19 protein-coding genes are annotated in these 24069 nt (G+C 71.1%); all 19 read left to right on the forward strand.

What is annotated here, in order from left to right; translation table 11 throughout:
• Positions 1–29: 29 nt before the first annotated feature.
• The 19 genes from LY41_RS12155 to ileS all read left to right on the forward strand — a co-directional run bounded on the left by LY41_RS12155 (position 30) and on the right by ileS (position 24043).
• On the forward strand, positions 30–1634 hold the full coding sequence (locus tag LY41_RS12155; RefSeq protein ID WP_253863970.1) for an FAD-binding protein: 1605 nt from the start codon (positions 30–32) through the stop codon (positions 1632–1634).
• A complete protein-coding gene (locus LY41_RS12160; RefSeq protein WP_253863971.1) occupies positions 1631–1825 on the forward strand; it encodes a ferredoxin in 195 nt (64 codons plus the stop codon). The genes LY41_RS12155 and LY41_RS12160 overlap by 4 nt, the downstream gene beginning before the upstream one ends.
• A complete protein-coding gene (gene kstD, locus LY41_RS12165) occupies positions 1822–3579 on the forward strand; it encodes a 3-oxosteroid 1-dehydrogenase (RefSeq protein ID WP_253863972.1) in 1758 nt (585 codons plus the stop codon). Before LY41_RS12160 ends, kstD begins: the two co-directional genes overlap by 4 nt.
• 81 nt (positions 3580–3660) lie before the next feature.
• Positions 3661–5226: a UDP-N-acetylmuramoyl-L-alanyl-D-glutamate--2,6-diaminopimelate ligase gene (locus tag LY41_RS12170; RefSeq protein WP_253864104.1), complete on the forward strand. Its 1566-nt coding sequence runs from the start codon at positions 3661–3663 to the stop codon at positions 5224–5226.
• Positions 5223–6680 carry a UDP-N-acetylmuramoyl-tripeptide--D-alanyl-D-alanine ligase gene (locus LY41_RS12175; RefSeq protein WP_253863973.1) on the forward strand — a complete coding sequence of 486 codons (1458 nt, stop codon included), beginning with the start codon at positions 5223–5225 and terminating at the stop codon, positions 6678–6680. The genes LY41_RS12170 and LY41_RS12175 overlap by 4 nt, the downstream gene beginning before the upstream one ends.
• Positions 6677–7762 (forward strand): phospho-N-acetylmuramoyl-pentapeptide-transferase, encoded by a 1086-nt coding sequence (gene mraY, locus LY41_RS12180; RefSeq protein ID WP_253863974.1) that lies wholly within the window; start codon positions 6677–6679, stop codon positions 7760–7762. The genes LY41_RS12175 and mraY overlap by 4 nt, the downstream gene beginning before the upstream one ends.
• A gap of 3 nt (positions 7763–7765) precedes the next feature.
• Positions 7766–9163, forward strand: a complete 1398-nt coding sequence (murD, locus tag LY41_RS12185) for a UDP-N-acetylmuramoyl-L-alanine--D-glutamate ligase (RefSeq protein ID WP_253863975.1) — start codon at positions 7766–7768, stop codon at positions 9161–9163.
• Positions 9150–10733, forward strand: coding sequence for a putative lipid II flippase FtsW (gene ftsW, locus LY41_RS12190; RefSeq protein WP_372493207.1), 1584 nt, complete (start codon positions 9150–9152; stop codon positions 10731–10733). The genes murD and ftsW overlap by 14 nt, the downstream gene beginning before the upstream one ends.
• On the forward strand, positions 10730–11869 hold the full coding sequence (gene murG, locus LY41_RS12195; RefSeq protein WP_253863976.1) for an undecaprenyldiphospho-muramoylpentapeptide beta-N-acetylglucosaminyltransferase: 1140 nt from the start codon (positions 10730–10732) through the stop codon (positions 11867–11869). Before ftsW ends, murG begins: the two co-directional genes overlap by 4 nt.
• Positions 11859–13307 (forward strand): UDP-N-acetylmuramate--L-alanine ligase, encoded by a 1449-nt coding sequence (gene murC, locus LY41_RS12200; RefSeq protein WP_372493209.1) that lies wholly within the window; start codon positions 11859–11861, stop codon positions 13305–13307. The genes murG and murC overlap by 11 nt, the downstream gene beginning before the upstream one ends.
• Before the next feature lie 20 nt (positions 13308–13327).
• Positions 13328–14149 (forward strand): cell division protein FtsQ/DivIB, encoded by an 822-nt coding sequence (locus tag LY41_RS12205; RefSeq protein WP_253863977.1) that lies wholly within the window; start codon positions 13328–13330, stop codon positions 14147–14149.
• A gap of 288 nt (positions 14150–14437) precedes the next feature.
• Positions 14438–15856: a cell division protein FtsZ gene (gene ftsZ, locus LY41_RS12210; protein WP_253863978.1), complete on the forward strand. Its 1419-nt coding sequence runs from the start codon at positions 14438–14440 to the stop codon at positions 15854–15856.
• A gap of 148 nt (positions 15857–16004) precedes the next feature.
• Positions 16005–16709 carry a peptidoglycan editing factor PgeF gene (pgeF, locus tag LY41_RS12215; RefSeq protein ID WP_253863979.1) on the forward strand — a complete coding sequence of 235 codons (705 nt, stop codon included), beginning with the start codon at positions 16005–16007 and terminating at the stop codon, positions 16707–16709.
• A gap of 2 nt (positions 16710–16711) precedes the next feature.
• Positions 16712–17476 (forward strand): YggS family pyridoxal phosphate-dependent enzyme, encoded by a 765-nt coding sequence (locus LY41_RS12220; RefSeq protein WP_253863980.1) that lies wholly within the window; start codon positions 16712–16714, stop codon positions 17474–17476.
• Positions 17477–17553: 77 nt separating this feature from the next.
• Complete coding sequence (locus LY41_RS12225; RefSeq protein WP_253863981.1) at positions 17554–18213, forward strand: cell division protein SepF; 660 nt, start codon at positions 17554–17556, stop codon at positions 18211–18213.
• Between the two features lie 154 nt (positions 18214–18367).
• Entirely contained in the window at positions 18368–18637 is a 270-nt protein-coding gene (locus LY41_RS12230) for a YggT family protein (RefSeq protein ID WP_253864107.1), read from the forward strand.
• Between the two features lie 49 nt (positions 18638–18686).
• Positions 18687–19640 (forward strand): DivIVA-like cell division protein Wag31, encoded by a 954-nt coding sequence (gene wag31 / locus LY41_RS12235; protein WP_253863982.1) that lies wholly within the window; start codon positions 18687–18689, stop codon positions 19638–19640.
• A 119-nt stretch (positions 19641–19759) separates the two neighbouring features.
• Positions 19760–20434, forward strand: a complete 675-nt coding sequence (locus LY41_RS12240; protein ID WP_253863983.1) for a hypothetical protein — start codon at positions 19760–19762, stop codon at positions 20432–20434.
• 399 nt (positions 20435–20833) lie between these two features.
• Positions 20834–24043 (forward strand): isoleucine--tRNA ligase, encoded by a 3210-nt coding sequence (ileS, locus tag LY41_RS12245; protein WP_253863984.1) that lies wholly within the window; start codon positions 20834–20836, stop codon positions 24041–24043.
• The last annotated feature ends 26 nt before the right edge of the window (positions 24044–24069 follow it).

Consider the following 24069-nt stretch of genomic DNA (forward strand, 5'->3'; position numbering starts at 1 on the left):
GGCGATCCGCCCGCCGGAAGGAGCCTGCGATGCCGCACCGGGAATGGGATGCCGAGGCCGACGTCGTGATCGTCGGCCTCGGGGGTGCAGGGGCGTGTGCCGCCGTCGACGCCTCCGACCACGGTGCCGACGTGCTCGTCCTCGACCGGTTCGACGGCGGCGGCGCGACCGCCCTCAGCGGCGGCGTCGTCTACGCCGGGGGCGGCACGCCGTACCAGCGGGCCGCGGGGTTCGAGGACAGCACCGGCGCGATGCTCGACTACCTCCGGCTCGAGACCGGCGGCGCCGTCTCCGACGAGACGCTGTCGCGGTTCTGCGCGCAGAGCCTCGACAACCTGCGCTGGCTGGAGCAGCACGGCGTGCCGTTCGACGGCAGCATGGCGCCGCGCAAGACGTCGTATCCCACCAACGAGCACTACCTGTACTACTCGGGCAACGAGCTCGCCCCGCCGTTCTCCGACGCCGCGGCACCCGCACCGCGCGGGCACCGCGCCAAGGGCAAGGGCGTGTCCGGCAAACCGTTGTTCGCGGCGTTGCGCCGGGCCGTGGCGCGCAGGCCGATCGCGGTGCGCACCCGGACCAGGGCCACCGGGCTCGTCACCGCCGACGACTGCGTCGTCGGCGTGGAGGCCACCGAACTCCGCAGGCCCCTTCCGCGCCGGCTGCACCGGGCGCTGTCGGCGGCGAACCGCAAGCTCAACATCTACTACCGCCCGCTGGGCCGGATGCTCGACGGGCCGATCGCGAGCCTGGAACGCAGGCACGGCGAGGTGCGGCGGTTCCGCGCCCGCCGCGGTGTCGTCCTCGCCGCCGGCGGGTTCGTGTTCAACCGGTCGCTCGTGGCCGAGCACGCACCCGCCTATCGCCGGGGATCCTCGCTCGGCACGATCGGTGACGACGGCAGCGGCATCGCGCTCGGGGAGTCCGTGGGCGGGCGGACCGACCGGATGCACCGGGTGTCGGCGTGGCGGTTCTTCAACCCGCCGCTGGCGATGGTCGACGGGGTGCTCGTCAACAACCGCGGCGAGCGCATCTGCAACGAGGCCTACTACGGCGCGCGCATCGGTGACCACGTCGCGCGCCAGCCCGGCGCGGAGGCGTACCTGATCGTCGACGCCCGCATCCGCGCGGAGGCGCTCCGGCAGGCCCCGTCCCAGACCCTGTGGTTCCAGCGACTGCAGGCCGAGTACGTGCTGCGGCTGGGCCACGTTTCCGGAGACGATCTGCCGGCACTCGCCCGCAGGCGCGGCATCGACCCGGACGGGCTGGCACACACGATCGAGGAGTACAACGCCGGCGCCGCCGCCGGTCACGACCGGATGGGCAAGGATCCGGCACACGTGCGCCCGCTGTCGGACGGCCCGTTCCACGCGATCGACTGCTCCATCCGGACGCAGCCGGCCTTCCCGATCCCGATGATCACGCTCGGCGGGCTGGCCGTCGACGAATCGACCGGCGCCGTCACCCGCGACGACGGCTCGGCCGTACCGGGGCTGTACGCCGCGGGCCGCAACGCCGTCGGCGTGTGCTCGGAGTCCTACGTGAGCGGGCTGTCCATTGCGGACTGCGTGTTCTCCGGGCGCCGCGTGGCGGCCGCACTGACCGAGAAGCGATTTCAGGAGGAACAGGCATGAGGATCGTCGTCGACTGGGATCTGTGTGAGTCCAACGGAATCTGCGAGGCCGTCGCACCCGACGTGTTCGAGCTGGACGAGGACGAGAACCTGATTCTCAAGGCCGACCCGGACGCCGAGAACCGCGGCCGGATCCTGCAGGCCGTCGAGTCGTGCCCGAAGGCCGCGCTGTCGCTGGAGGATTCCGCGTGACGGGCGAGCAGCCGAGCACACCCGCGGGTGATGACGGCGAGGTCGAGGAGATCGACGTCGTCGTGGTCGGCAGCGGCGCCGCCGGGCTGACCGCGGCGCTGCGTGCGGCGCATCTCGGGCTGTCGACCGTGGTGCTCGAGAAGGCCGGGGCGTTCGGCGGGTCGACGGCCCGTTCCGGCGGTGGCGTGTGGGTTCCCGGCAACGACGCGCTGCAGCGCGCGGGGGTGCCGGACACGCCGGCGGCCGCCAGGGAGTACCTGCACGCGATCGTGGGCGAGGCGGCCGAACCGGAGCGCATCGACACGTATCTCGCGCACGGCCCGGCAGTACTGTCCTTCGTGGAAGCGGTCACGCCGTTGCGGTTGCGCTGGGTGCGCGGCTACTCCGACTACTATCCCGAAGTGCCCGGCGGCAGGGCGGCCGGTCGTTCCGCCGAGCCGAAACCCGTCGACGCCCGGCTGCTCGGCGAGGACCGGAGCAGGCTCGAGCCGCCGTACAGCGCGCCGCCGCTCGGCGTGCCGCTCGGCCAGGCCGACTACCGGTGGCTGAGCCTGATCGCACGCCACCCGCGGGGCCTGCTGACGTTGCTGAGCCTCGGCATGCGCTGGCTGGGCGGTCTGCTGCTGGGCAAGCGCCAGCTGGTCATGGGACAGGCGATCGCCGCCGCGCTCCGGATCGGCGTTCGCCGCGCCGGCGGCGAGGTCAGGCTCAACCGGCCGCTGTTGCGCCTGGAGACCGACGGCGACCGGGTGACCGGCGTCGTCGTCGACCGGGACGGGGAGGAGGCCGTGGTGCGCGCCCGGCGCGGAGTGGTGCTCGCCGCAGGCGGGTTCGAGCACAACGCGGCGATGCGCGAGCGGTGCCAGCGGGCTCCCATCGGGACGGAGTGGACGGTCGGCGCCGAGGCCAACACCGGCGACGCCATCACCGCGGCGACGGCCGTGGGTGCGGCGGTGGACCTGATGGACGACGCCTGGTGGGGCCCGTCGATCCCGCTGCCGGGCGGACCGTGGTTCGCGCTGGCCGAGCGATCCCGGCCCGGCAGCATCATGGTGAACGACCGCGGTCGCCGGTTCGTGAACGAGTCGGCGCCCTACGTGGACGCCGTGCACGCCATGTACGGCGGCGACCAGGGCCGCGGTGACGGTCCGGGGGAGAACATCCCGACCTGGCTGGTGTTCGACCAGCGGTACCGCAACCGCTACATGTTCACCGGACTCGGCCCGCGGCAGGCCCTCCCGGGACGCTGGTACAAGCACGGCATCGTGGTGCAGGCATCGTCGGTCGGCGCGCTGGCCGAGCAGATGGGTGTGCCCGCCCGGGAGCTCGAAGCCACGGTGGCCCGGTTCAACGGGTATGCCAGGGCGGGCGAGGACACCGAGTTCGGCCGGGGCCGCAGCCGTTACGACCACTACTACGGCGACCCCCGGAACCGGCCCAATCCCAGTCTCGGCGAACTGAACCAGGCGCCGTTCTACGCCGTGAGGATGGTCCCGGGTGATCTCGGCACGAAGGGCGGGGTGCGCACGGACACGCGAGCCCGCGTGCTGCGTGAGGACGGCTCGGTGATCGACGGGCTCTACGCGGCGGGCAACACCACCGCCGCCGTGATGGGCCGTACCTACGCCGGTCCCGGGGCCACGATCGGACCGGCGATGGTGTTCGGCCACCTGGCCGCCGAGGACCTCGCCGGCACCGGCACCGGCACCGGCGACGTCGGGGATCGGCGGCTGCCGGTGACCGCTGAGGAGTGACGGCGCGGGCGTGGGTAACCTTCCCGCGTGTCTGTCAACAAGGACGAGCCCGGGATCACCGCGTCCGGCGCGCCCGGCCCAGTGCCCGGTGATGCGTCCGCGGCGCCGCCCGGTCGTTCCGGGCCGCCGCGGCCCGCGTACACCGAACCGGTTCCCGTGACGACGCTCGTGGCGCGCTCCGGATCCCGGCTGCTGGCCGACCCGTCGGCGCCCGAGGTCATGGTGACGGGAGCGACGCTGCGCGGACAGGACGTGCGACCCGGCGACCTGTTCGCCGCGCTGCCGGGCGCACACGTGCACGGCGCGGATTTCGCCGCAGGCGCCATGGCCGCGGGTGCGGCCGCGATCCTCACCGACGAGGCCGGCGCCGAACGCCCCGTGATCGCCGAGACCGACCTGCCCGTGCTCGTGCACTCCGAGCCGCGCGCGGTGCTCGGCGAGATCGCCGCCTGGATCTACGGCGAACCGTCGCTGACCCTCAACGTCCTCGGGATCACGGGCACGTCGGGCAAAACGACCACGACGTACCTCGTGGAGGCGGGACTGCGCGCGGCGGGCCACACCACCGGTCTCATCGGAACGGTCGAGACCCGGGTGTCGGGCGAACGGCTCGCCAGCGCGTTCACCACGCCGGAGGCACCCGATCTGCAGGCCCTGTTCGCGCTCATGGTCGAACAGGGCGTGACGCACGTGCCGATGGAAGTCTCCAGCCACGCGCTGAGCCTCGGCCGGGTGAACGGCACGCGGTTCACGGTCGGTGCGTTCACCAACCTGTCGCAGGACCATCTCGACTTCCACCGCGACATGGACGACTACTTCGCCGCGAAATCGCTGCTGTTCGACGGCCGGTCGACGAGCGAGGTCGTGGTCACCGACGCCGAGTGGGGCCGCGCGCTCGTCACGCCGCAGACGATCACGGTCGGGACGGAGGCGGACGCCGACGCCGCATGGCGGGCGAGCGACATCGCCGCGATGCCGACGGGAGAACAGGCCTTCACCCTCCACGCGCCGGACGGGCGCACCGCCCGCGCCGGCATCCCGCTGCCGGGTGAGTTCAACGTCGCCAACGCGACCCTGGCCGCGGCGATCCTGGACACGGCGGGCGTCTCCCTCGACGCGATCGTCGCGGGCCTGGCTTCGGTCGAGGTGCCGGGCCGGATGGAACGTGTCGCGCTGGGCCAGCCGTTCGCCGCGGTCGTCGACTACGCGCACAAGCCGGCCGCCGTCACGCAGGCGCTGCAAGCACTGCGCGCGCGCACGCAAGGGCGCATCATCACGGTGCTCGGGTGCGGTGGCGATCGCGACACCGCGAAGCGGCCCATCATGGGCGAGGCGGCGGCGCGCGGCAGCGAACTGGTGATCGTCACCGACGACAACCCTCGCAGCGAGGACCCGGCCGCGATCCGCGCCGAGACGCTGGTGGGCGCCCGGGCCGTGGACCCGGCCGAGGCCGGTGAGATCCGCGAGATCGGCGACCGCAGGGAGGCCATCGCCGCGGCGGTCGCCGCGGCCGGTCCCGGGGACGTCGTGCTCGTGGCGGGCAAAGGACACGAGAGCGGCCAGAACATCGCGGGCGTGGTGCATCCCTTCTCCGACCGGGATGAGCTCGCGGCCGCCATCCGCGACAGACTCGAGGTGAGCGTGTGATCGAGATGAGCATGGCCGAGATCGCCGAGGTGACCGGCGGCCGGCTGCACCGGGCCGACGGTACCGAGCGCGTGACGGGGTCGGTGGAATTCGACTCCCGCAGGCTCACCGACGGTGGGTTGTTCGTCGCGTTGCCCGGCGAGCGGGTCGACGGGCACGAGTTCGCGGCGAAGGCCGTCGCCGACGGTGCCGCGGGCGTGCTCGCGGGCCGTGAGGTCGACGCACCCGCCGTGATCGCCCCGCCGGTCGCGGATGCGCACGCGAACGCGATGGCGCTGGCGGGCGACAGCGACGGATCGGGCGCGGCGGTGCTCGCCGCGCTCGGCACGCTCGCCCGGCACGTCGTCACGCGGCTGACCGAGGGCGGGACGACCGTCGTCGGCGTCACCGGCTCGTCCGGCAAGACCTCCACCAAGGACCTCATCGCCCAGCTGCTCGAACCGCTCGGGCCGACGATCGCGCCGCCCGGGTCGTTCAACAACGAGCTCGGTCATCCGTGGACCGCACTGCGGGCCGACTCCTCGACCCGCAACCTCGTGCTGGAGCTGTCGGCCCGCGGGCCCGGGCACATCGCCGAACTGGCGCGGATCGCGCCCCCGACGATCGGGGCGGTGCTCAACGTCGGCACCGCCCACGTCGGCGAGTTCGGCTCCCGCGAGGGCATCGCGCAGACGAAGGGCGAGCTGGTCGAGGCGCTGCCCGCCGACGGCGTGGCCGTGCTCAACGCCGACGACCCGCTGGTCGCCGCCATGGCCTCCCGCACCCCGGCGCGCGTCGTGTTCGTCGGCGAGAGCCCCGGGGCGACGGTGCGGGCCGAGGACGTCCGCCTCGACGACCAGGCGCGGGCGTCGTTCCGGCTCGCCGCCCCGCAGGGCACCGCCGACGTGACGCTGTCGCTGCACGGGGAGCACCACGTCGGCAACGCCCTCACCGCCGCGGCGATCGCGCTCGAGCTCGGTACGCCCGTCGCCGAGGTCGCCGAGCGCCTGTCCGGTGCCGAGCGGCGGTCCTCCCGGCGCATGGAGGTCACCACGCGCGACGACGGCGTCACGGTGCTCAACGACTCCTACAACGCCAACCCGGAGTCGATGAAGGCGGCGCTCAAGACCCTCGCGTCGATGACCCGGCCTGCGGGCCGACGATCATGGGCGGTCCTGTCGGAGATGGGCGAACTGGGTACCGATAGCGTGTCCGCGCACGACGAGATCGGCAGGCTCGCGGTGCGCCTGAACATCAGCAGGCTCGTGGTGGTCGGAGACGCGGCCGCCCCGATGCACACCGGTGCCAGCCATGAAGGTTCTTGGGGAGAGGAGTCGGTTCTGGTTCCCGACACCGACGCGGCCGTCGCACTGCTGCGCGACGAGCTGCGTTCCGACGACGTGGTCCTGGTCAAGGCCTCCAAGGTCGCCGAGATGTGGCGGGTGGCCGACGCGCTGCTGGAGGGCACCGAGTGATCAGCATCCTGATCGCGGCCTCGGTGGGGCTGCTGATCTCCATCCTGTTCACGCCGTATCTGATCAGGCAGTTCTCGAAACAGGGTTTCGGGCAGGAGATCCGTGAAGAGGGGCCCGAGGGTCACCGTTCGAAACGCGGCACGCCCACGATGGGCGGTGTGGCGATCATCGTCGCGATGGTCGTCGCGTACGCCGTGGCGCACCTGGTCGACGTGTTCCGCGGTTCGGCGAACTCGGGGCCGACGGCGTCCGGTCTGCTCGTGTTGTTCCTGTCCGTCGGGCTCGGCATCGTGGGCTTCCTCGACGACTTCATCAAGATCCGCAAACAGCGCAATCTCGGCCTCAACAAGACGGCCAAGCTGGTCGGCCAGCTCCTCGTTGCGGTCGTGTTCGGCATCCTCGCGCTGCAGTTCGTCAACGACAACGGACTGGCGCCCGCCTCGCAGCACCTCTCGTACGTCCGGGACCTGTCACTGATCTTCTTCCCGGTCCCGGTGTTCATCCTGTTCTGCTACCTGCTGATCTCGGCGTGGTCGAACGCGGTGAACTTCACCGACGGGCTCGACGGCCTCGCCGGCGGCGCCGGAGCGATGGTGCTGGTCACGTACGTGGTGATCGCGTTCTGGCAGGCCCGGCTCAGCTGTGTCGAGACGCCGCAGGCCGCGTGTTACGACGTTCGCGATCCGCTCGACCTCGCCGTGGTGGCCGCCGCCGCGGCAGGTGGCTGCGTCGGGTTCCTGTGGTGGAACGCCGCACCGGCGAAGATCTTCATGGGCGACACCGGATCGCTCGCCCTCGGTGGTCTCATCGCGGGCCTGTCGATGACCACGCGCACCGAGCTGCTCGCCATCGTCATCGGGGGCCTGTTCGTCGTCGAGATGGTGTCGGTCGTGCTGCAGATCGCCGTCTTCCGCACCACCCGCAAGCGGCTGTTCCGGATGGCGCCGTTCCATCACCACTTCGAGCTCTCCGGCTGGGCCGAGACGACGGTGATCATCCGGTTCTGGCTGCTCGCGGCCGTGTGCTGCATGTTCGGCCTCGGCTTGTTCTACAGCGAACAGCTCGGACTCGGCGGAGGCTGACCCGTGAAGTTGGCGGGAACACGTGTCCTCGTCGCGGGCGCCGGGGTGACCGGCCGGTCGGCGGCCGAGGCGCTGACCGAACTCGGCGCCGACGTGACCGTGACGGACGGCGACGCCCAGCGGCTCGCCGAACTCGACGGTCTCGGCGCCGCACTGGAACCCGGGCTCGACGCCCCGCCCGAGGGCACCGAGCTGGTCGTGACGAGTCCCGGCTGGCGGCCGACCGCGCCACTGCTGGCGGCGGCGGCCGAGGCGGGCATCGAGGTGATCGGCGACGTCGAGCTGGCCTGGCGACTCGGGCAGCAGCGGGAGCGCCCGCCCACCTGGCTCGTCGTGACCGGCACCAACGGCAAGACCACGACCGTCGGCATGCTCGAGTCGGTACTGCGCGCGGCCGGCGTGGACGCCGTGGCCTGCGGTAACGTCGGCTTCGCCGTGCTCGACGCCGTTCGCGCGGGGCACGCCGTACTGGCCGTCGAGCTGTCCAGCTTCCAGCTGCACTGGTCGTCCACTCTCGCCCCTCGCGCGTCCGTGGTGCTCAACGTCGCCGAGGACCATCTCGACTGGCACGGTGGTCTCGAGGCCTACGCCGCCGCCAAGGGCAGCGTGCACGCGCGCTCGGCGACGGTCGTGCACAACGTGGCCGAGGCGTGGTCGCAGCGCCTCGCCGACGAGTACGCGCCCGACGGCGCGCGCCGGATCGGGTTCCGCCTCGACGCCCCGTGGCCCGGTGAACTCGGCATCGCCCGAGACCTGTTCGTCGACCGCGCCTATGTCGGCGATCCGGCGCAGGGTGCCGAGGAACTGGCCACGCTCGGCGACATCCGTCCGATGGGACCGCACAACGTCGCCAACGCCCTCGCCGCCGCCGCTCTCGCACGTGCCTGCGGCGTCCCGTCCGCCGCCGTCTCGGAAGGTCTGCGCACCTTCGCGCCCGGCGCCCACCGCGCCGTCGTCGCGGGTGAGGTCGACGGGGTGCGCTACGTCAACGATTCGAAGGCCACCAACCCGCACGCCGCGACCGGCTCCCTGCTCGCACAGGACGGTGTCGTCTGGGTCGCGGGCGGCCAGCTCAAGGGCGCGTCCGTCGACGACCTCGTCGAGGGCGTGGCGGCGCGACTACGCGGTGTGGTCCTGCTCGGGGTCGACGCGGACGTGATCGGCGCCGCTGTTGCGCGACACGCGCCCGATGTTCCCGTCACACGTGTCGATCCGGGTGACCATGAGCCCATGACATCGGCGGTGAACGCGGCTCACGCGCTCGCGGAGGCGGGCGACACGGTGGTGCTGGCACCCGCGGCGGCGTCGCTGGACATGTTCCGCGACTACGCGGCGAGGGGTGAGGCGTTCACGGCGGCCGTCGACGTGCTGAGACGGGAACGCCTCGGTGACGGCGGTTGACGAGGGCCGATCCGGTTCCGCCGGCTCCGCCCGGCGGAGCGAGGGCGGCAACCGGACGAAACGCACCGAACGCGGACTGACGGCCGTCCGCACCGCGCTGACCGCGTGGCTGTCGCGCCCGTTGGCCGACTTCCACCTGATCCTCGCGGTGTGCGGGCTGCTCGTGGTGATCGGCACCGTGATGGTGCTGTCGGCGTCGTCGGTGTCGTCGTACGACCCGGGCAATGCGGGCAGCGTCTACGCCCTGTTCCAGCGGCACCTGGTGTTCGTGGCCATCGGCGCGGTCGTGTTCTGGCTCGGCGTGCGCATTCCGCTGCCGCGGATCCGCATGCTCTCGTCCGCCGCGATGGTCGTCGTGCTCGGCCTGCTGGCTCTCGTGCTCACCCCGTTGGGCACCGAGCGGAACGGTTCGCAGGGTTGGTTCGCGGTCGGGCCGCTGTCGCTGCAGCCCGTGGAGCTCGGCAAGGTCGTGCTCGCGCTGTGGGGCGCCCACATCCTGGTGACCAAATACCAGGTGCTGCACCAGTGGCGGCACCTGCTGGTGCCGGTGGTGCCCGCGGCGCTGCTGATGTGTGCACTGGTCATGGCCCAGCCGGACCTCGGCGGCACGGTGCCGCTCGGCATCGTGCTCATCGCGCTGCTGTGGTTCGCGGGCGCGCCGAAACGCCTGTTCGGCATCGTGCTGGCCTCGGGCATCGCGGCCGCGGTGACGCTGGCGCTGATCGCCGACTACCGGCTCGATCGCGTCATGACGTTCCTGAATCCCGACGCCGATCCGCTCGGCAAGGGGATGCAGGCCAACCAGGCGCTGTACGCGCTCGCCGACGGCGGACTCCTCGGCAAGGGCCTCGGGCAGGGCCAGTCGAAATGGATGTACCTGCCGAACGTGCAGCACGACTTCATCTTCGCCCTGATCGGCGAAGAACTCGGCTTCGTCGGCTGTATCGGCGTGATCGGCCTGTTCGGCCTGCTGACCTTCGTCGGCCTGCGCATCGCGATGCGTAACCTGGACCCCTGGATCCGGATCGTCGCCGGGACGCTGACGGTGTCGATCGTGTCGCAGGCGGCCATCAACATCGGCTACGTCGTCGGATTGCTGCCCGTCACGGGCGTGACGCTGCCGATGATCTCCTACGGCGGCACGTCGCTGCTGGTGACGATGCTGCTGTTCGGCCTGCTCGCCAACTGCGCGCGGCACGAACCGGAGGCCGTCGCGGCGTTGCGAACCCAGGGGCCGGGTAAGTTCGGGCGCCTGATGCGGTTGCCGGCACCGGCGCCGTACCGGCCGCCCGCCACCCGGCGTGGCGGGGCCCGGGGCGGCGGCCGCGGCCAGAACGGCTCGCGTTCCTCGGATGCCAAGACCGGCAGGCCCGCAACCCGCGGGGCACGCTCGTCGACAGCGTCCGAACGGCGGAGCGCGGCGCCGGGGCGAAGTGCGGTGCCGGGGCGGAGCGCGGCGCCGGAGCACGGTCGCCGCGCCCGCGGCGAGCCGGGGCGTGACCGACCACGCAGCTCGAAACCGGATCGCTCAACGGGAACCAGCCGATCGACACGGAGAGGACGCAGGTGAGCCAGCCCGACACCGGTGCGGAGCAGACGACGCCGGCACGCACCGCACCGACGGTCGTCGTCGCAGGGGGCGGCACGGCCGGCCATATCGAACCCGCGCTCGCGCTGGCCGACGCGGTGACGCGGCTCCGGCCGGATGCGCGAGTGGTCGCGCTGGGCACCGAGCGCGGCCTGGAGACCACGCTGGTACCGGACCGCGGGTACCCGCTCGAGCTGATCCCGCCGGTGCCGATGCCCCGCAAACCCACGCCCGAGCTGCTGCGGCTCCCGTTGAAGGTGCGCGATTCCGTCAAGCGCACGCGCGAGGTGTTCGACCGTGTCGGCGCCGACGTCGTCGTCGGGTTCGGCGGCTACGTCGCGCTGCCCGCCTACCTGGCCGCACGCGGGCGGACCCCGATCGTCGTGCACGAGGCCAACAAACACCCGGGCCTGGCCAACAAGATCGGCGCCCGCCTCGCCGCGAAGGTCGCCGCCGCCGTGCCGGGAACACCGCTGCCGGGCGCCGAGGTCGTCGGCATCCCGCTGCGGCGCTCGATCACGTCACTGGACCGCGCCGCGCTGCGCGCCGAGGCCCGGGCCCACTTCGGACTCGACCCCGACGCCCCGACCGTGCTCGCCTTCGGCGGTTCGCAGGGCGCGAGGTCGATCAACGAGGCCGTGTCCGGGGCCGCCCGGACCTTCGCCGAGGCCGGTGTGGGGGTGCTCCACGCGCACGGTCCAAAGAACTCGGTCGCGGTGCGCGAGTTCCCCGGCGCTCCGCCGTACGTGCCGGTGCCGTACCTGGAACGGATGGACCTCGCCTACGCCGCGGCCGACCTGGTGCTGTGCCGGTCGGGGGCGATGACGGTCGCCGAGGTGTCGGCGGTCGGCCTGCCCGCGGTGTTCGTCCCGCTGCCGCACGGCAACGGTGAGCAGGCGCTCAACGCCGAACCCGCGGTGCAGGCCGGGGCCGGGCTGTTGGTCGAGGACGAGGCGCTGACCCCGGAATCGATCGCCGAGCAGGTGGTCCCGGTGGTGACCGACGCCGAGCGGCTCGCGAAGATGAGTGCGGCCGCGGTCGGGCTGGGGCACGGCTCGGCCGACGAAACGCTGGCGCGGATGGTCTTGGAGGCCGGGGGACATGGCGATGGCAGTTGACACACCCGAGGAGCCCGGCATGAACGCCGTCGTGGCGCGTCCGCCCGAGGTGCTGCAGCGGGCGCACCTCATCGGGATCGGCGGCGCAGGTATGAGCGGTATCGCGCGCATCCTGCTGGCGCGCGGTGCGCAGGTGTCCGGTTCCGACGCGAAGGAGTCGCGGGCCTTCCTGACGCTGCGGGCCCAGGGCGGGCACATCGCCGTCGGGCAGGCCGCGGAGAACCTCGTCCTCGCGGGTGCAGAACCGACCGCGGTGGTCGTGTCGACGGCGATCCGCGACGACAACCCCGAACTGGTGGCCGCGCGCGCACGCGGCATTCCGGTGCTGCATCGCGCCGAGGCCCTCGCCGCGCTGATGGAGGGTCACCGTGTCGCGTGCATCGCGGGCACCCACGGCAAGACGTCGACGACGTCGATGCTGACGGTCGCACTGCAGCACTGCAGGCTCGACCCGTCGTTCGCGATCGGCGGCGATCTCAACGAGTCCGGTGCGAACGCACACCACGGCGAAGGTGGTGTGTTCGTCGCGGAGGCCGACGAGAGCGACGGTTCGTTCCTGAGCTACACGCCGGACGTGGCGGTCGTGACGAATGTCGAACCCGACCACCTCGACCACCACGGCACCGTCGACGCCTACATGGCCGTGTTCACCGAATTCCTCGGGCGGATCGCGCCGGGGGGCGCGCTCGTGGTGTGCGCCGACGACGCGGCCGCGGCCGAGCTGGCGTGCCGCGCCGAGGCGGCCGGGGTGCGCGTGCTGCGGTACGGCCGGTCGGCGACCGGTGAGCACGACGCGCAGGTCGTGGCCTACGAGCCGGCCGAAGAAGGCGGCACGGTGCGGCTCGCGCTCGGCGGTGAGGAGCTCGAGGTGCGGGTGACCGTGCCGGGCGAGCACATGGCGTTCAACGCCGTCGCCGCACTGCTGACGGGTCTGGAGCTGGGCGCGCCGGTCGACGGGATGCTCGCCGGCCTCGCGGTGTTCGGCGGTGTGCGCAGGCGGTTCGAGTTCAAGGGCCGTGCCGCCGACGTGCGCGTCTACGACGACTACGCCCATCACCCCACCGAAGTCGACGCGCAGCTGCGTGCGGTGCGGCACGCCGCGGGCACCGGCCGGGTCGTCGTCGTGTTCCAGCCACACCTCTATTCCCGCACCGAGGCGTTCGCGAGCGAGTTCGCCGAGGCGCTGGACCTGGCCGATGAGGTGATCCTGCTCGACGTCTACGGCGCGCGGGAGGAGCCGAAACCGGGGGTGAACGGGGAGCTCATCGCGGAGCGGATCAGCGGTGCGACCGTGCACTACGAACCCGCGTTCGACCGCGCCACCGCGCTCGCGGCCGATCTCGTCGAGCCGGGTGATCTGCTCGTGACCATGGGTGCAGGCGACGTGACACAGCTCGGCCCGGAGATCCTCGCCGAGTTGGATCGGCGCCGGGCCTGACGCGGCGAACGGACACGGACATGACCGGCACGAGACGGCAAGCGCAGCGCCGGGGTGACGACGGCCCGGCGAAGCCGGATCGCGGAGCGGCGCGGCGCGGCAGGCCCGCGCCGGGGCGACAGGGCCGGAGAACGGAACGTCGGGCGGGGCCCGCGGGCGCCGGCATCGTGTCGCGCGCCCGCGCCCTGCGGCGACGGTGGATCGCGGTGCTGAGCGTGCTCACGGTGGTCGGACTGGTGTACGTGCTGCTGTTCACGTCGTTGCTGGGGGTGCGGTCGGTGGAGGTGACCGGAAATCGTGACGTCGAGGCCGGCCGGGTGCGGCAGGTGGCCGAGGTTCCCGACCAGCGCGCGATGCTCCGGGTGGACACCGACGCGATCGCCGGACGGGTCGCCGAGATCCCCGGTGTCGCGACGGTCGACGTCTCGCGGTCGTGGCCGTCGACGATCGAGATCGCCGTCACCGAACGCACGCCCGCCGGCGTGTACGACACCGGTTCGACGCTGTACCTCGTCGACTCCGGCGGCGTGGTGTACAAGGAGATTTCCGAGCGGCCGCAAGGACTTCCGGAGTTCAAGCTGTCCGAAGTGGGCGCCGACAACGCCGAGACGCGCGCGGTGATCTCGGTGCGGAAGGCGTTGCCGGAACAGCTGCGGGGCAAGGTCACGCAGTGGCGGGCGGAGTCGCCGGGCAGCGTCGAGTTCACGCTCCGCAGCGGAAAGACGGTGCGGTGGGGCGATGCCTCCGACAGTGACAGCAAGACGAAAGCCCTCGGCGCGGTGATGACCCGGCCGGGGAAGGTGTACGACGTGTCGAGCCCCGAACTGCCGACCGTGTCGTGACCGGGTGGCTGCACTGCGTGGCGGCCGTTTTCCGTTGTGCGGCAACGCGGTCCGGGTGGTTCGGGCTCCGGGCGTGCGGTGGCGGAGATAACGCCGGAGGTGTGCAAACATCCGGCGACACGCGGCGTGGCGCCTGGATTCGGGCCCGCGCGATGCTTACCGTCCTACCGCAACGTTGGTAGTTGACATAAGTCTGAACCTCAACTTGAGGTTGAGGGTTTCCGCGAGTTCGAGGTCGACATCCAGCGCGAGCCAGGGACAAGCACCACGATCAGGAAGGCGAACCCGATGACGCCCCCGCACAATTACCTCGCGGTGATCAAGGTCGTCGGTATCGGCGGCGGCGGCGTGAACGCCGTGAACCGCATGATCGAGGTCGGCCTCAAAGGCGTCGAGTTCATCGCGGTGAACACCGACGCTCAGGCACTGCTGATGTCCGACGCGGACGTCAAGCTCGACATCGGCCGGGAACTCACCCGCGGGCTCGGTGCGGGTGCCGCACCGGACGTCGGCCAGCAGGCGGCCGAGGATCACCGCGACGAGATCGAAGAGGTCCTCAAGGGCGCCGACATGGTGTTCGTGACCGCGGGCGAAGGCGGCGGCACCGGCACCGGCGGCGCCCCGGTCGTGGCGCAGATCGCCCGCAAGCTCGGTGCACTGACCATCGGTGTGGTCACGCGTCCGTTCTCGTTCGAGGGGAAACGGCGCGGCAAGCAGGCCGAGGACGGGATACAGGAGCTGCGCAACGAGTGCGACACGCTCATCGTCATCCCGAACGACCGGCTGCTGCAGCTCGGCGACATCGGTGTCTCGCTGATGGACGCCTTCCGCTCGGCCGACGAGGTGTTGCTGTCCGGTGTGCAGGGCATCACCGATCTGATCACCACGCCCGGTCTGATCAACCTCGACTTCGCGGACGTCAAGAGCGTCATGTCGGGGGCGGGAAGCGCACTCATGGGGATCGGCTCGGCGCGTGGCGAGGGTCGCGCCGTGCAGGCAGCGGAGAAGGCGATCAATTCTCCGTTGCTCGAGGCATCCATGGACGGCGCGTACGGTGCTCTGCTGTCGATCGCGGGCGGGTCCGATCTGGGTCTGTTCGAGATCAACGAGGCTGCGTCGCTGGTGCAGGAGTCGGCGCACCCCGAGGCGAACATCATCTTCGGAACGATCATCGACGACTCGCTCGGCGACGAGGTCCGGGTGACGGTGATCGCTGCGGGCTTCGACGCGGGTACTCCGACACACAAGAAGCTGGACCCGGGCACGCTGACGGCGAACGGCACGGCCGCGACCGTCGAAGCGGGCGAGGGTGGCGGTGCGCCGGCCGAGTCCGGTATCTCCGGAGCACAGGCCAACCCGGCACAGCCGGCTGCAGGCGGGCCGGCCGAGCAGTCGCCGACCGCGTCGGCTCCGGGGGCGACCCCGGCCAACGGCGCGGCATCGGCGCACGCCAACGGTTCCGGCGCAGCTCCGCAATCGGGTGCACAGTCGACCGGTGCTCCGCAGCCGGGTGGTGGCCAGCCTGGGGCGAGCGACCAGCAGGCGCCCGCACCGCAGGGACCCGCGCAGCAGGCGGGAGCCCCGGCATCCGGCCAGGCTCAGCCCGGAGCGCCGCGCCCGCAGACGGGACTGCCGGGCGGTACGCAGCCGGTGACGGAGGATCCGGCCGACGACGAGGTCGACGTCCCACCGTTCATGCGCCGCTGAGGCACGTTTCGCAGCATTTCGCGTTCGAGGGTCACCGCTCCCGCGGCAGGGGGCGGTGACCCTCGGCGTATGTCGGGGTTCCGTAAGCTCTCCGGTGCCGGCGGTCCTGCAGGGGCCGTCGGCCGAGCCCGAGTGAAAGGACGAATCGGTGCGCATCAGGCGCGTGATCACGACGAGGGCGGGCGGTTACTCGAAACCCCCGTACGACTCGTTCAACCTCGGCCTGCAGGTCGGAGACGATCCCGACGCGGTGCGTGCCAACCGCACGCGGCTGGCCACCGAACTGGGCCTGGCCGAGGGCGACCTCGCGTGGATGGAACAGGTCCACGGGCGCACGGCGACGATCGTGGACGGCACCGAGACCGAACCCGCCGAAGCCACGGATGCACTGGTGACCGCCACGCCCGGGGTGGTGCCGGTCGTGCTCGTCGCGGACTGCGTCCCGGTGCTGCTTGGCGATTCCGAGGCAGGTGTCGTGGCCGCCGTGCACGCGGGACGGGTCGGGGCCAGGGTGGGTGTCGTGCCTGCCGCGCTGGCCGCGATGCGCTCGGTCGGTGCCGAACCGGGGCGGATCGAGGCGCTGCTGGGCCCTGCGGTGTGCGGTTCCTGTTACGAGGTGCCTGCCGACATGGCCGCCGACGTCGAGGCGCACCTGCCGGGTAGCCGATGCCGGAGCAGGAAGGGCACGGCGGCGCTCGACCTGCACGCCGGTCTGTGGCGACAGTTGGCCGACGCCGGCGTCGGCAGGATCGGCGTCGATCCGCGCTGCACCGTGGAGGACGACACGCTGTTCAGCCACCGCAGGGACCGCCCTTCGGGCCGGATCGCGGCGCTGACGTGGATCGAGGAGTGAGCGTGACCGCAGAGGGGCCCCGGAATCCGGAGCAGCGGCGCGCGGAGCTGGCGTCGTCGCTCGAGGCCGTCCGCGGCCGGATCGACGCGGCGTGTGCCGCGGCGGGCCGAAAGCCGGACGAGGTCCGGTTGCTCGCCGTGACGAAGACCTTCCCCGCCGCCGATGCCGCATTGCTGGTCGACCTCGGTCTGACGGACCTGGCCGAGAATCGGGACCAGGAGGCGGCTCCGAAGGCGGCCGAGGTCGCGCGGCTGCGGCCCGGCGCCGCCGTGCGCTGGCACATGGTCGGGCGACTGCAGCGCAACAAGGCCAAGTCGGTCGCAGGCTGGGCGAGCGAGGTGCAGTCGGTCGATTCGTCACGCCTCGCCGAGGCGCTCGCCAAGGCGGTACGCACCGAGCAGGAGGCCGGCCGACGATCCGGGCCGCTCGAGGTCCTGCTGCAGGCGAGCCTCGACACCTCCGAGGACGCGCAGCGGCGCGGTGGGTGCCCGCTCGGCGATCTGCCGCAGCTGGCCGATGTCGTTGCTCGTTCGAGTGAGGCGCTGCGATTGCGGGGAGTCATGGCGGTCGCTCCACTGGCCGCGGATCCGGAGCCGGCGTTCGCCCGACTCGCCGAGGCACACGCGAGGGTGAGACGTGATCATCCCGACGCCGTGGAGCTTTCGGCAGGGATGAGCGGGGATGTGGAGGCCGCGGTGGCGCACGGCTCGACTTGTGTGCGTGTCGGAACCGCATTGCTCGGCGGCCGCGGTCTAGCCTCGCCATAGAGAGGTTCACCCACAGTGGCGTTCGTCGGTGACTCAGCGTCAAGGGTGGGGCGTGGCCGTACGGGCGAGGGAGAGGCATGAGCACGCTGCACAAGCTGAAGGCCTACTTCGGAATGGTCCCTGCCGAGGACGAGTACGACTACGACTACCGGCGCGGCTATGCCGACGACCCGGACGCGTACGAGGCCTACGAGGCCTACGACTCCTACGACGCGTACGACCGCGGCAGGAGCGACTACCGGGAGGCGGATTACGACGAGCCGCCGCGCCGGGGGCGCTCGCGGTACCACGTCATGGACGAGTTCGAGGAGCCCGAGCCTGCCCGTTCGCGGCGTTCGGCCCCGGAGCCGTCGCCGGTGCACGGCTCACTCGCCGTCGATCGTCAGCCCGAGCCCGTCACCCGCTTGCGCCCGGCGCCGGAGCCGCCCGCGCGCACGCCTGCGGCGAACCGGGACCCGCTGAGCCGGATCCGCACCCTGCACCCGACGAGCTACACCGAGGCCCGTGAGATCGGTGAGGCCTATCGGGACGGCACGCCGGTGATCATCAACCTGACAGAAATGGACAATGCGGACGCCAAGCGCGTCGTCGACTTCGCCGCGGGGCTCGCGTTCGCTCTCCGCGGCTCGATGGACCGCGTCACCAACAAGGTGTTCTTGCTCTCACCCCCGGACGCCGACGTCTCCGCGGAGGACCGCAGGCGTATCGCCGAGGGCGGCTTGTTCCTGCGCCGCTGATCCGTGCCGTTGCCGATCCGTGCTGTTGCCGATCCCTGCCACCGATCACCGGGCAACCACCCGGCGCCGGTGACGAGCCGCTGGGCGCGGAGGCGGGCCGGTGGCCCACAGTCGCGCCGGTTGTGGCTAGAGTGGCGGCGTGGATGCGGTCCGGATGGTCTTTTATTGGCTGCTCTTTGTCGTTTGGCTCCTGCTCATGGCGCGGATCGTCGTGGAGCTTGTACGGGCTTTCGCGCGCGAGTGGCGACCTGAGGGAGGGGTTGCGGTCGCGGTCGAGAGCATCTACACAGTGACAGACCCACCGGTCAAGCTCGTACGACGTGTCATTCCCGTCGTACGGATCGGCGGCGTGGGCCTGGACTTATCGATTATGGTGCTGCTGTTGGTTGTGTTCATACTGATGCAACTGGCGCTACCCGGGTGACGGGGAACCCGGATCGTCCGACAGCCCATGGAGTGCGTGAGGTGATCTGATGTCGTTGACCCCTGCTGACGTGCATAACGTCGCGTTCAGCAAGCCGCCTATCGGCAAGCGGGGCTACAACGAGGACGAGGTGGATGCGTTCCTCGACCTGGTGGAGACGGAACTTGCCCGGTTGATCGAGGACAACAACGAGCTGCGGCAGCAGGTCGAGCAGCTCGACGCCGAGCTGGAGTCGACCCGCGGTGAGCTGGAGTCGGCGAAGGCGGGCGGTACCGCGTCCGCGCCGGCGGCCCAGTCCGCTCCGCAGCGCGGTTCCACCGACGAGGCCCCGTCGCGCCGGCTCGCTCCGGTGCCGCCCCCGTCGTCGACCGAGCAGACGCAGGCCGCGGCCGCGGCCGCGGGCCTGCTCGGTGGTGAGAACGGCGAGCCGAATGTGCAGGCCGCCAAGGTCCTGGGCCTGGCCCAGGAGATGGCCGACCGGCTGACCGCCGAGGCCAAGACCGAGTCCGACGGCATGCTCGCCGAAGCCAGGACGAAGTCCGAACAGTTGCTGTCGGATGCCCGCTCGAAGGCGGACTCGATGGTCAACGAGGCGCGAACGCGCGCCGAGAGCATGCTCAACGACGCACGGACCCGGGCGGAGACGCTCGAGCGTCAGGCGCGCGACAAGGCGACCACACTGGATCGCGAGGCGCAGCGCAAGTACACCGAGACCATGAACAACCTGAACACCGAGAAGGGCGAGCTCAACAAGAAGATCGAGGAACTGCGCACGATCGAGCGGGAGTACCGTACGCGGCTCCGCGGGTTCCTGGAATCGCAGTTGCGTGAGCTCGACGATCGTGGTTCGGCAGCACCGGCATCGGCGTCGGCATCGACGTCCTCGTCGTCCGAATCCGAGTCCTCGTCCTCCTCCTCGACCAACAGCTCGAGCTCGAGTTCGAACTCCTCGAACGGGAACCAGCAGGGCTACTCGTTCGGTCCGCGGGCCGAAGCGGGCTGACGAGCTGCCCGGCGGCTCCATCGGCACCGCCGGGCCGACGTGTTCACCGGGAGAGACGGTTCCGACACCCTGAGGAAGGGGTCGGGGCCGTCTTTTTCTTGCTCGTGTTGTAATTCACTGTGCTCTACATCGTTCTGATTCTCGTGCTGGGTGCGCTCGGCCTCGTGGTCGCGGCGCTGATCACCGCCGACTCGCTGTGGGCCTGGGTCTCGCTGGGCGTGTCCGTGCTCGCGGCGATCCTGCTGGTGATCGACTGGTGGCGGCGCCGGTCGGCAGGTGGGGACGCGAAACCGGAGGCTGCAGGCGACACGGCCGAATCCGACACAGCGGAATCCGAGAACGCCGAGTCCGAGAACGCCGAGTCCGCGAAGACGGCCGCCGTTGCGGACTCGGCTGCCGACCGGGACTTCGCCGACTCCGACCATTCCGCCGAGTCCGCCGACGATGCTGACAATGCCGAGGATGCCGACGTCGACGAGGATGCCGACGCGGCCGTGGACGACGGGCAGACGGAGCTGATCGCCGTCGAGGGCGATCTGGCCGACCCGGACGACGAACCGGCCACGGAGGACTCGTCCGCCGCCGATGCGCGACTCATGGAGCTGCTCGAGGACGAGGTCGTGGTCGTGGACGAGCGGCCGCGATACCACCTCGGCGAGTGCACGTGGCTCCAGGCGCGCGAGACGATCCCGTTGCCGGCCAGAGAGGCCAGGGAGCTGGGGTTCAGCCCGTGCGGACGGTGCAGCCCGGACGCGACGCTCGCCGCACGGCACCGCGACTCCGCGGGCACCTGATGCTCCGCGCCGGGACCGGTTACCCTGAACACACAACTTGAACAGACAAGGCACCTGAACAGACAAGGCGCCTGAACAGACAAGGCGCCTGAACAGACAAGGCGCCTGAACAGACAAGGCGCCTGAACAGACAAGGCGCCTGAACAGACAAGGCGATGATCCGGCCATCACCGGGGAGCTTCCGGAAGAACGGACGCCGCGTGGCGACACGCCCACGGCGACTCAGTAGAACCGGACGGCAGCGGCCCGTCACAGCCGCCGAACGAGAGGTCCGCGCGACCGGCGCGGACAAACGGGGTGGTACCGCGGAACGTGCGCTCACGTGGCGCACGCGTCGTCCCCGTGTGGGCCGGAAGGCCCGTACGGCAACACGGACATTTTCCGCGAGGAGCACACCGGATGTACCCCAAGGCATCCGTCGGCGGGCAGCCCGCTGACGAGGTCCCGTCGCAGCCGTCCTTTCCCGCCTTGGAAAAGGACATCCTGGCTTACTGGGAGAGCGACCGCACTTTTCAGGCGAGCATCGAGGCGCGCGATGCGGGCACCGGCGGTGACAACGAGTACGTCTTCTACGACGGTCCGCCGTTCGCCAACGGTCTGCCGCACTACGGCCACCTGCTGACCGGGTACGTCAAGGACATCGTTCCCCGCTACCAGACGATGCGGGGCAAGCGGGTCGAGCGCCGGTTCGGCTGGGACACCCACGGTCTGCCCGCCGAGCTCGAAGCGGAGAAGCAGCTCGGCATCACCGACAAGTCGCAGATCGACGAGATGGGCATCGCCGAGTTCAACCGGGCGTGCCGTGAATCGGTGCTGCGCTACACCGCCGAGTGGCAGGACTACGTCACCCGGCAGGCGCGGTGGGTCGATTTCGACAACGACTACAAGACGCTCGACGTCACCTACATGGAATCGGTGATCTGGGCGTTCAAGCGGCTGTGGGACAAGGGCCTGGTCTACGAGGGCTACCGGGTGCTGCCGTACTGCTGGCGTGACGAGACGCCGTTGTCCAACCACGAGCTGCGGATGGACGACGACGTCTACCAGTCGCGGCAGGACCCGGCGGTGACCATCGGCTACCGCGTCGAGGGCAACGACAGCGAGCTGGACGGCGCGCATCTGCTCATCTGGACCACCACGCCGTGGACCGTGCCGTCCAATCTGGCCACGGCCGTGCACCCGGACGTGGACTACGTCCAGGTCGCCGACGCCGACGGCAGGCGGTTCGTGCTCGCCGAAGCCCGCCTCGGTGCCTATGAGAAGGAGCTCGGCGAACAGCCGTCGGTCATCGCCCGGTACAAGGGATCCGACCTGCTCGGCACCCGCTACGCGCCGCCGTTCCCGTATTTCGTCGGCAGGGAGCACGCCCACCGGGTGCTGTCGGCCGACTACGTGACCACCGACGACGGCACGGGTATCGTCCACATCGCCCCCGCCTACGGTGACGAGGACAAGGTCGTCACCGACGCCGCCGGTATCGTTCCCGCGACGCCGGTCGACGCCAGGGGCCGGTTCGACGCGCAGGTGCCCGACTACGAGGGCCAGCAGGTGTTCGAGGCCAACCCGAACATCATCCGCGATCTGAAAAGCGGCACCGGATCGGCCGCGCAGCAGGGCGCGATCCTGCTGCGGCACGAGACCTACGAGCACAGCTATCCGCACTGCTGGCGGTGCCGGAACCCGCTCATCTACCGCGCCGTGTCGTCGTGGTTCGTGGCGGTGACCGAGTTCAAGGACCGGATGGTCGAGCTGAACCAGCAGATCACCTGGTACCCGGACCACATCAAGGACGGCCAGTTCGGCAAGTGGCTCGAGAACGCCCGCGACTGGTCGATCTCGCGCAACCGCTACTGGGGCACGCCGATCCCGGTGTGGGTCTCCGACGACCCGAATCACCCGCGCGTCGACGTCTACGGCTCGCTCGACGAGCTGGAGCGCGACTTCGGGGTGCGGCCCGCCGACCTGCACCGGCCGTACATCGACGAGCTCACCCGGCCGAACCCGGACGATCCGACGGGCGCCTCGACGATGCGCCGCGTGCCGGACGTGCTGGACGTGTGGTTCGACTCCGGGTCGATGCCGTACGCCCAGGTGCATTACCCGTTCGAGAACACCGAGTGGTTCGAGCACCACTACCCGGGTGATTTCATCGTCGAGTACATCGGCCAGACCCGCGGCTGGTTCTACACGCTGCACGTGCTGGCGACGGCGCTGTTCGACCGGCCGTCGTTCCGGACCTGTGTCTCGCACGGCATCGTGCTCGGCTCCGACGGCCAGAAGATGTCGAAGTCGCTGCGGAACTACCCGGACGTCAACGAGGTGTTCGACCGGGACGGTTCCGACGCGATGCGCTGGTACCTGATGGCGAGCCCGATTCTGCGCGGCGGCAACCTGGTGGTGACGGAGAAGGGCATCCGCGACGCGGTGCGCCAGGCGGTGCTGCCGCTGTGGAACTCGTACTACTTCCTCGCGTTGTACGCGAACGCCGAGGGCATCGACGGAACATCGGTCACCGACGCTGAAGCGATGGCTCGGGCCTGCAAGCAGCCCTCGCGGCACGTGCTGGACCGCTACATCCTCGCCAAGACCCGCGAACTCGTCGTCGACGCGCAGTCCGCAATGGACAGCTACGACATCGCGGGGGCGTGCGCGACACTGCGGGACTACCTCGAGGTGCTGACCAACTGGTACGTGCGGCGCTCTCGTGATCGGTTCTGGGCGGGCGAGAAGGCCGCGGTCGACACGTTGCACACGGTCCTGGAGACGGTGTGCCGGGTGGCGGCACCGTTGTTGCCGATGACGACGGAGGTGGTGTGGCGCGGGCTGACCGGCGGGCGGTCGGTGCACCTGGCCGACTGGCCGGACGCCGAGTCGCTGCGGGCCGACCACGAGCTCGTCACGGCGATGGACCGCGTGCGGCAGGTGTGCTCGTCGGCGCTGTCGCTGCGCAAGGCGAACAAGCTGCGGGTGCGGCTGCCGTTGGCCTCACTGCTCGTGGCCGCCGAGGACGCCGAGGTGCTGCGGCCGTTCGCGGACATCGTCGCCGATGAGGTGAACGTCAAGTCGGTCGAGCTGACCACCGACGTCGCCGCCCACGGGGCGTTCGAGGTCGCGGTCAACGCCCGTGCTGCGGGGCCGCGGCTGGGCAAGGACGTGCAGACCGTGATCAAGGCGGTGAAGGCGGGGGACTGGTCCGTCACGTCCGAGGGCGCGGTCGTCGCGGCCGGCATCGAGCTGGCCGAGGGCGAGTACGAACGCAGGCTGGTCGCCTCGGGCGAGGGAGTCGCGGGTGAGCTGCCCGGCGGCTCGGGACTGGTGCTGCTCGAGACCGCGGTGACGCCGGAACTGGCGGCCGAGGGTGTGGCGCGCGACCTGGTCCGGGTCGTGCAGCAGGCCCGCCGCGATGCGGGGCTCGACGTGGCCGACCGCATCACGCTGACGATCGATGCGTCGGACGCGGTTGCCGAGGCGGCGCGGGTGCACCAGGAATTCGTGGCCTCGGAGACCCTGGCCGCCGACGTGGAGTACGGGGCGGCGAGCGACGGGTTCGCCGGTGCGGTCGGTGACGGGGACAAGGTGACCGTCGCGGTGCGCAAGCACGCGGGCTGAGGCGTCGATGCGCGGGCCGGCCTGCG

The organism is Prauserella halophila (assembly GCF_024171895.1).
Taxonomy (GTDB): Bacteria; Actinomycetota; Actinomycetes; order Mycobacteriales; family Pseudonocardiaceae; genus Prauserella; species Prauserella halophila.

Coding starts and splice junctions, on each gene's coding strand:
- LY41_RS12155 (WP_253863970.1), top strand. CDS start 30: ATGCCGCACCGGGAATGGGATGCCGAGGCCGACGTCGTGATCGTCGGC.
- LY41_RS12160 (WP_253863971.1), top strand. CDS start 1,631: ATGAGGATCGTCGTCGACTGGGATCTGTGTGAGTCCAACGGAATCTGC.
- murC (WP_372493209.1), top strand. CDS start 11,859: ATGGCAGTTGACACACCCGAGGAGCCCGGCATGAACGCCGTCGTGGCG.
- LY41_RS12205 (WP_253863977.1), top strand. CDS start 13,328: ATGACCGGCACGAGACGGCAAGCGCAGCGCCGGGGTGACGACGGCCCG.
- ftsZ (WP_253863978.1), top strand. CDS start 14,438: ATGACGCCCCCGCACAATTACCTCGCGGTGATCAAGGTCGTCGGTATC.
- LY41_RS12225 (WP_253863981.1), top strand. CDS start 17,554: ATGAGCACGCTGCACAAGCTGAAGGCCTACTTCGGAATGGTCCCTGCC.
- LY41_RS12230 (WP_253864107.1), top strand. CDS start 18,368: ATGGTCTTTTATTGGCTGCTCTTTGTCGTTTGGCTCCTGCTCATGGCG.
- wag31 (WP_253863982.1), top strand. CDS start 18,687: ATGTCGTTGACCCCTGCTGACGTGCATAACGTCGCGTTCAGCAAGCCG.
- ileS (WP_253863984.1), top strand. CDS start 20,834: ATGTACCCCAAGGCATCCGTCGGCGGGCAGCCCGCTGACGAGGTCCCG.